Below are 6,328 nucleotides of genomic sequence, written 5' to 3' on the forward strand. Positions count from 1 at the left end.
CTCCTATTCTCACCGGCACGAGGAGGATTCCGACTGCATGCGCCGAAGTGAAAGGCAGGCCGGCACAGGGCTGGCAGATCACGACCACGTGAAGGGGGAATGATATATGATCCACCTTGCACGTGAGGATGTTCTGCGAGGGCTTGAGCGATTCCGCAGTATCGCAAAACAGGACTTCCTCGCAAGCACCCTCACGGACAACCCGGAATTCTGGTCCACGCAGGCCAAGGCGAGGCGAGATCAGTACGATCGGCTGATTGAGATCATCGAGTCGTCCGGCGTCCCAAGAGCGGTCGAAATAGCCCTGGAGTGGTACAACGATCTACCAGTTCTCCATGACGAGCCCGAGTTCAGTCAGCCCGAGGTTCGAGGTCAGAAACAGGCACTTGAGGCGTTCTTCAAGGCCGTTGGGATAGATCGCCGCACCATACGGGATGCCCGCGGGCAGAAGCCGGCGCGCTGAGAGTGCGCGTCATTTTTCTTCCCTAAGTGGGCATGGCGTATGAGATGAAGACGCGCGACCGGGCAAGGGCTCTGGCCCTCCCCGGTCGCGCGTCACTGAAGTCGTGCCTCCCTCAGTGTATCCTGCGAACCAGCCCTACGACCTTTCCCAGGACCGTGGCTTTCTCGGTTATGAGAGCGGAGAAAGCGGGATTCTCGGGCTCCAGTCGGATGTGGCCGTCCTCGTGGAAGAACCGCTTCACGGTCGCCTCATCTTCTATCAGCGCGACGACGATATCGCCGTTGGCGGCCGCAGCCTGCCGACGGACGATGACATAGTCACCATCAAGGATCCCCGCCCCAATCATGCTCTCACCTGATACCTTGAGCATGAACACTTCCGACTCACCGGCAAAAGACCGGGGCAGGGGGAAGTACTCGTCGATATTCTCTACTGCCAGTATGGGAGCCCCAGCGGTGACACGCCCCACCACAGGGATGCTTACGACGCCCCGCGCGGGCACGGGAACCGCGTCGCCATCCATAAGCACCTCGATGGCCCTCGGCTTTACGGGATCCCTCCGGATGTGCCCTTTCCTCTCCAACGACGCCAGGTATCCGTGGACGGTTGAAGTGGACTTGAGCCCGACAGCGTGGCCGATCTCCCTCACGGACGGGGGGTAACCCCGACTCTCGGTTTCCTTGGCTATGAAAGCGAGGATCTGCTTCTCCCGCGCGGAGAGTTCGGACATCTCAATCAGCCCCCTTACCTGGCCACAGTATACCACACCTGCCAGGGGATTGCAAACACGCGTTCGACGCCGCACTCGAACACGCAGCACTTGCCGCCCGCTCCCGAACACGCGTTTCAAGCCACCCCTTGACAAAGAACACCCGTTCTGGTAGAGTTGAGACGTAATGGAACGGTTGTTCGGTCAAGTGAGGGATAGTCGCATGGGTTTCAGTACACCTGTTCGGCGCCCACGCCATGTGTCGGTTTGGACCAGGGTAGCTGTTGCGGCGGCTTCCGTGGCTGTGGTGGGGACGTTTCTGGTGTGTTTGCTCGCCCTTCGATCCTTGGCAGGCGCGGCCTGCGGCAGCAGGACGAGCGCGGCGGTCCCTGAGCCTGCCGGCGTCCAAGTCGCGGTAAGATCCGGTGACACCCTGTGGTCAATCGCGCGCAAGTTTTCCGGGGACGGCCGTGACCTACGCAGGGCAGTATACCGGATTCGGCAGGTCAACAACCTGGACACTCCAATAATCCACCCGGGGCAGTTGATCCTCATTCCGTCGAACCTCTGATGCCCGACGCTGCCGCCTCCGGCCGTGAGGCTCTTGGGCTACGCCTTTCGCCTCTCTCTGTGCGACAATCGTAGCATGCCATCCCTGGGCCGTCCCTGGGGGAAGGGAACGTCTGGAGGCAGATTCCGCCTCAGACATAACGTCGCATAATGTACATTATGTTAACTGATGCGCAGTCGCCAGAAACCCGAAGCTAGGACAGACAAGTCGCTGGCCTGTCGGTGATAGTCGTGGCCTTGGCGTTCTACTATGCGGGCTGGCTCCGCTTCTTCGCGAACGGCAGAGCCCTTGTTCTTCTCATGAACCGCTTTGGTCCGTGCCGCTGCCACTCGCAATAAGCCCGGTGATATACTTCGTCTCCGCACCGGTGTCGCTGGATTCGGTCCCGCTGATGGTAACGGCCATGGCGTTTGGCATTGGCCACGTGATCGTCAGTCGCCACGAGCACATGGCACTCCGCCGGACGCAAGGACCAGTGGCCGAGACATCCCCATGGCTATGCCCTAGCGCTAGACTACAACTGCAGCAAACTCTTGATGTAGAGCTCGAAGCACCGGCCTCGGCAGGGCTGCACTGGGAAGCAGCGCCACGAACGCCACGCGCGTCGCGTAGCACGCAACTCCCATAGCTGCAGCGTAGACTGCAAATGTGATGTCCAGAGGCCCCAGGTTCATTGCTGAAAACCTCCAACCGGGGGTGTCTCGAACCCACGAGGCTCCATCGCCATGCCCAGTAAACAAGACGTGGCGGTCCCGGCGAGTATGTACCAGTTGCCGGGCAGCATGGCTGCAAGCAATGCCGCGGCGATTCCTCCACCCAAAGCCGCCAGAAGTGTTGTCCGGTCTTTCAGCTGGAGCACCAGCAAGGCAAGGAACACCGCAACGAACGCGAAATCCAGGCCGAAACGGCCCGGGTCGGGCATCCCGAGAGACCCGCACGCCCCAGCCACGGTTCCAGCAAGCCAGCTAAGCCAAGTGGCCAGGCCAACACCGAACGCGTACCCGAGCGGAAACTGGGTCCCGCCCGTTCGCGAAATCATGAGCGCATACGATTCGTCGTTCAAGAGGTAAGCCAGGATGCACCTTGGCGCCCGCGACACGTGTCTGACTCTGGGGGCGAGCGAGAGGCCCATCAGGAGGTGCCTCAGGCTCATGACGAGCGTTGCCGAGAACACCGCGAACACGCTGGCATTGGCCCGAATCATCTCCACCGCGACGAGCTGCGCGGATCCCGAGAAGACAACGATGTCCGCGAAGATCACGTCCGCGAGGCTCATCCCACTCTGAGCTGCAACGACTCCGTAGACAAGCCCGTAGGCGGCGATGCTGAGGGCGAGCGGCGCTGAATCCCTGAGCCCTTCAACGAATAGTCCCCAGCGGTACCCACTCTCGCCAGGCGGACGATGTGAATGATTCATCGTGCTTCCATGCCTCCGTTCGCCCTCAGATCTTCTGACATTCCGGACAGATGAAAGTGCTGGCGCCGCCTGTCTTGATCTTCGTTATGACCGTGCCGCATCTCGGGCAGGGCTTGCCTTCCCGGTATCCGATGACCCAACGTTCCGGGCCACACCCCCCAGGGTTGCCGTAGAAGTCTTTCTCGTAGTAGGCCCCGCCCAGTTCGACACTGGTTCCGAGGACGCGCCTTATAGAGGCATGGAGCCGGCTTATCTCATCCTCCGACAAACTCGGGATAGCCCTATCGGGATGAATGCCAGCATCGAACAGTATGTCGTGAACGTAGGCGTTGCCTATCCCGGCGATCCTCCGCTGGTCCATGATGAACGGTTTGACGCGTCCGCGCGACCCTTGCAGCATCGTGCGAAAGGCCTCGACGGTGAATCCGGGGTCGAGCGGCGAAGGCCCAAGATCCCGGGTCAGCTCATGAGAGTCCAGGGATCCTTCAGGCACAACATGAACATGCCCGAACCACCAGAACCTTATAGAAAACCCTGATCCATCTGTGAAGTCCACCTTCACTTGGTATTTGTCGGGAGGTGGTTTACCTTCCGCGCGGAAGACTAGGTCTGCCCCCATGCCCAGGTTGATCAGGGCCATGTAGCCGGGGCGCGCCTGCATAAACAGCCACTTGCCGCGGTTAGTCACCTCCCCTACCCTCTTACCAGATAATGTATTCCGCAGATCCTCGGGCTGCACATTCAAGCACTTGGGCTGAACTGCGGAGACCTCGGCAATCTCCTTTCCGCCGATCTCTCGGGTCATTTGGCGCGACAAGACGATGAGCTCAGGCAACTCAGGCACGAGAGGATCGCCTCCTCATTCTCATTGATGCCGGCGTAAGTAACCTCCCGCCCCGCTGAACGCGGGGCGGGAGGTCATCCGCGACGATCCACGATGCTATTTCTTCGCTACTGCGTCACCCACTTGAACAGGCGAGGTAACAGACTCAAACATACCTACTGCGGCGTTGGGATCAACACTAACGATCTTTATAACCCCTACAGGTACGCGGACTGGCTCAGCCACGCCTGCAACCACCATGACCCTGAAGACATCGAAGTATTGGTTCTTCATCACACCCGCGTTTGACCCGATGTTGATGATCACGCCGTTTGGGATAAGCCCAGCGACGAATCCGGTGAGCGCGGGGCGATAAGCATCCATGGTGAGTCTCATGGAGGCGGCGTTGATCTTCCCGACCGCATCCTCCGCGAATGCGTTCACTGCCTTTTCCACGCTTTTGCCGACGGTGCTATCTTTGAATTCCTTTGCCGAGAAGGAGATGCCTCTGTATGTATTGAGCGAAAAGGATAGTCCGGTCTCTTCTCCCTCTCCGACAATGGAGCCAAGTATCTCGCCGGTCTGCGCATCTACAACTCTCCCGCTCAGTTTGGTTCTGGCCTTGGAGCCGCCGAGCCCTACCCCACCTATCTTGATCCCGCCCGTGCTTGCGAAGTTGAACTCGGTGACGGTACCGTATACTAGGACCCTTGCACCGAGCAGTTTCCCGATCTCAACGGCGCTGCTCTCATCCACGCGCCCCGACTGGCCGAAATCCTGCTCCCCCAGGACCTGAGTGATACGGGACCTCTCCACAATCCGGTATTGCCCTTTGCCCACCAGGGCATCAGTCACCAGCGCAGTCACGCCACCGGACACGTCCCAGTTCCAGGTCCACCACTTGTACACATCCCCCATCTTGAAATCCAGGACTGCGACGGTGATCCGGTTGTCCGGTTGCGCTGCCGCCGGGCAGGCAATGAACGCGCCGAGAGTCAGAGACGCCGTTATCACGAGAGTAAGAAGGCGTCTCACGAACCATGAGGACTCACGCACCATCGATCTTTCGCTCCCTTCAGAATAGACGAATTGCCCTGGCCGGGGATCATGTCGTTTCGAGGTCAGCCGGGGCCACGGTGGCCAGCAATCAGTGACACGTACTGCACGACCCGCCGCCGCATGACGCACAGGCTGACCTGCCCCCACCGGTCGAGGACTTGAACCCGGAACCGCTCCTGTACCCGAAGGTCGAGAACAGCTTCTCAACGTCTGAGCCACCGCAGTCTGGACAGGCCACAGATGACGGACCGCACACTAGCTCTTCGAACTTACGTCCACACTTCTTGCATCGAAACTCGAATATGGGCATTCAAGAGACCTCCCTGAAGACCGCGAACATGAGGTGTCACAAGGTTGCGCAGACATCAAACCAGGTCAAGCAAGGACTGCATCATTTCGGCGTTCGTGGCGGCCTGCCCCGCATGGCAGTTGTTGAACAGAACGAAAGTCCTGCTCTCCTTCGTGTCCAACTGCCGAATCTTGGGCACCCATTCGGATAGCTCATTCTCAGAGTACATGTAATTGTACCTTTCCCACGCCTCCTTGTGGTTCCACCACGACCGCGCGTTGCGGCCATGAAACCGCACATACGCTATCTCTGAAGTCCTCACAGCGAGCGGAGGAAACAGTCCTCGCAATCTCGGTTCATCCACGCAGCAGAATCCGAAACCTTCTCGTCTCAGAAGGCCGAACGTATCCTCTGAGACCCATTCGACGTTTCGGAATTCTATCACGGCAGGCAACCCTGCCATCAGATCCCTGAGGCGCACCAGGTAGTCCTCGTTCGTGCGGTTGCGTCGGAAGCCCCACGGGAACTGCAACAAGACACACCCAAGCTTGCCGGCATCAGTCATGGGGGCGACCGCCTCACGGAAGCGTGCGAAAACCAGAGTGAGTTCGGCCCCGTCTTCAGGCACCTGGTGAGTCATGCTCTTGTGTGCCTTCACGCAAAATGTAAACCCTTCTGGGGTCTTTCGCTCCAGGCCCTCCATGGTTCGGATTCCGGGCATCTGGTAGTAGCTGAAGTCCAGTTCAACCAGTGGAAACCTGTTTGCGTAGAACGCTAGCATCTCCCGGTCGGTGATCCCCTCGGGGTAGAACACTCCCCGCCAATCCTTGTAGCTGAACCCGGATGTTCCGACCGCTATCAGCTGGAATCACCTCCAAGCAGCCTGAAGATGAGCTCGACGAAGCCGTCAGTGAAAGACAAGCCCTCCGGCGGCCTGGAGAACAGGCCGACGTCACTCACTTCGTGCACAGCGCTGGGTTCGCCCCTGGACTCAACG

The 6,328-nt window shown here is 59.4% G+C and carries 9 protein-coding genes; 2 read left to right on the plus strand and 7 right to left on the minus strand.

Features of this window, described 5'->3' with window-relative positions; all coding sequences use genetic code 11:
• Window positions 1-106: 106 nt before the first annotated feature.
• Window positions 107-463, plus strand: coding sequence for a hypothetical protein (locus NUW23_14635; protein ID MCR4427396.1), 357 nt, complete (start codon window positions 107-109; stop codon window positions 461-463).
• Between the two features lie 112 nt (window positions 464-575).
• On the opposite strand, the gene lexA is transcribed toward NUW23_14635, so the two are convergent.
• Window positions 576-1,193 (minus strand): transcriptional repressor LexA, encoded by a 618-nt coding sequence (lexA, locus tag NUW23_14640; protein ID MCR4427397.1) that lies wholly within the window; start codon window positions 1,191-1,193, stop codon window positions 576-578.
• Window positions 1,194-1,395: 202 nt separating this feature from the next.
• On the opposite strand from lexA, the gene NUW23_14645 reads away from it, so the two are divergent.
• Window positions 1,396-1,743 (plus strand): LysM peptidoglycan-binding domain-containing protein, encoded by a 348-nt coding sequence (locus NUW23_14645; protein MCR4427398.1) that lies wholly within the window; start codon window positions 1,396-1,398, stop codon window positions 1,741-1,743.
• Between the two features lie 509 nt (window positions 1,744-2,252).
• Here NUW23_14645 and NUW23_14650 read toward each other — a convergent pair.
• From NUW23_14650 to NUW23_14675, 6 genes are all read right to left on the minus strand, one after another.
• Window positions 2,253-2,417 carry a hypothetical protein gene (locus tag NUW23_14650; protein ID MCR4427399.1) on the minus strand — a complete coding sequence of 55 codons (165 nt, stop codon included), beginning with the start codon at window positions 2,415-2,417 and terminating at the stop codon, window positions 2,253-2,255.
• Window positions 2,414-3,160, minus strand: coding sequence for an AzlC family ABC transporter permease (locus tag NUW23_14655; protein MCR4427400.1), 747 nt, complete (start codon window positions 3,158-3,160; stop codon window positions 2,414-2,416). Before NUW23_14655 ends, NUW23_14650 begins: the two co-directional genes overlap by 4 nt.
• Window positions 3,161-3,185: 25 nt before the next feature.
• Window positions 3,186-4,004 (minus strand): Fpg/Nei family DNA glycosylase, encoded by an 819-nt coding sequence (locus NUW23_14660; protein ID MCR4427401.1) that lies wholly within the window; start codon window positions 4,002-4,004, stop codon window positions 3,186-3,188.
• 96 nt (window positions 4,005-4,100) lie between these two features.
• Window positions 4,101-5,018 carry a CsgG/HfaB family protein gene (locus NUW23_14665; protein ID MCR4427402.1) on the minus strand — a complete coding sequence of 306 codons (918 nt, stop codon included), beginning with the start codon at window positions 5,016-5,018 and terminating at the stop codon, window positions 4,101-4,103.
• Between the two features lie 112 nt (window positions 5,019-5,130).
• Window positions 5,131-5,352, minus strand: coding sequence for a zinc ribbon domain-containing protein (locus tag NUW23_14670; protein ID MCR4427403.1), 222 nt, complete (start codon window positions 5,350-5,352; stop codon window positions 5,131-5,133).
• 55 nt (window positions 5,353-5,407) lie between these two features.
• Window positions 5,408-6,145 carry a DUF72 domain-containing protein gene (locus NUW23_14675; GenBank protein MCR4427404.1) on the minus strand — a complete coding sequence of 246 codons (738 nt, stop codon included), beginning with the start codon at window positions 6,143-6,145 and terminating at the stop codon, window positions 5,408-5,410.
• Between the last annotated feature and the right edge of the window lie 183 nt (window positions 6,146-6,328).

The organism is Bacillota bacterium (assembly GCA_024655925.1).
Classification (GTDB): domain Bacteria; phylum Bacillota; class DTU025; order DTU025; family JANLFS01; genus JANLFS01.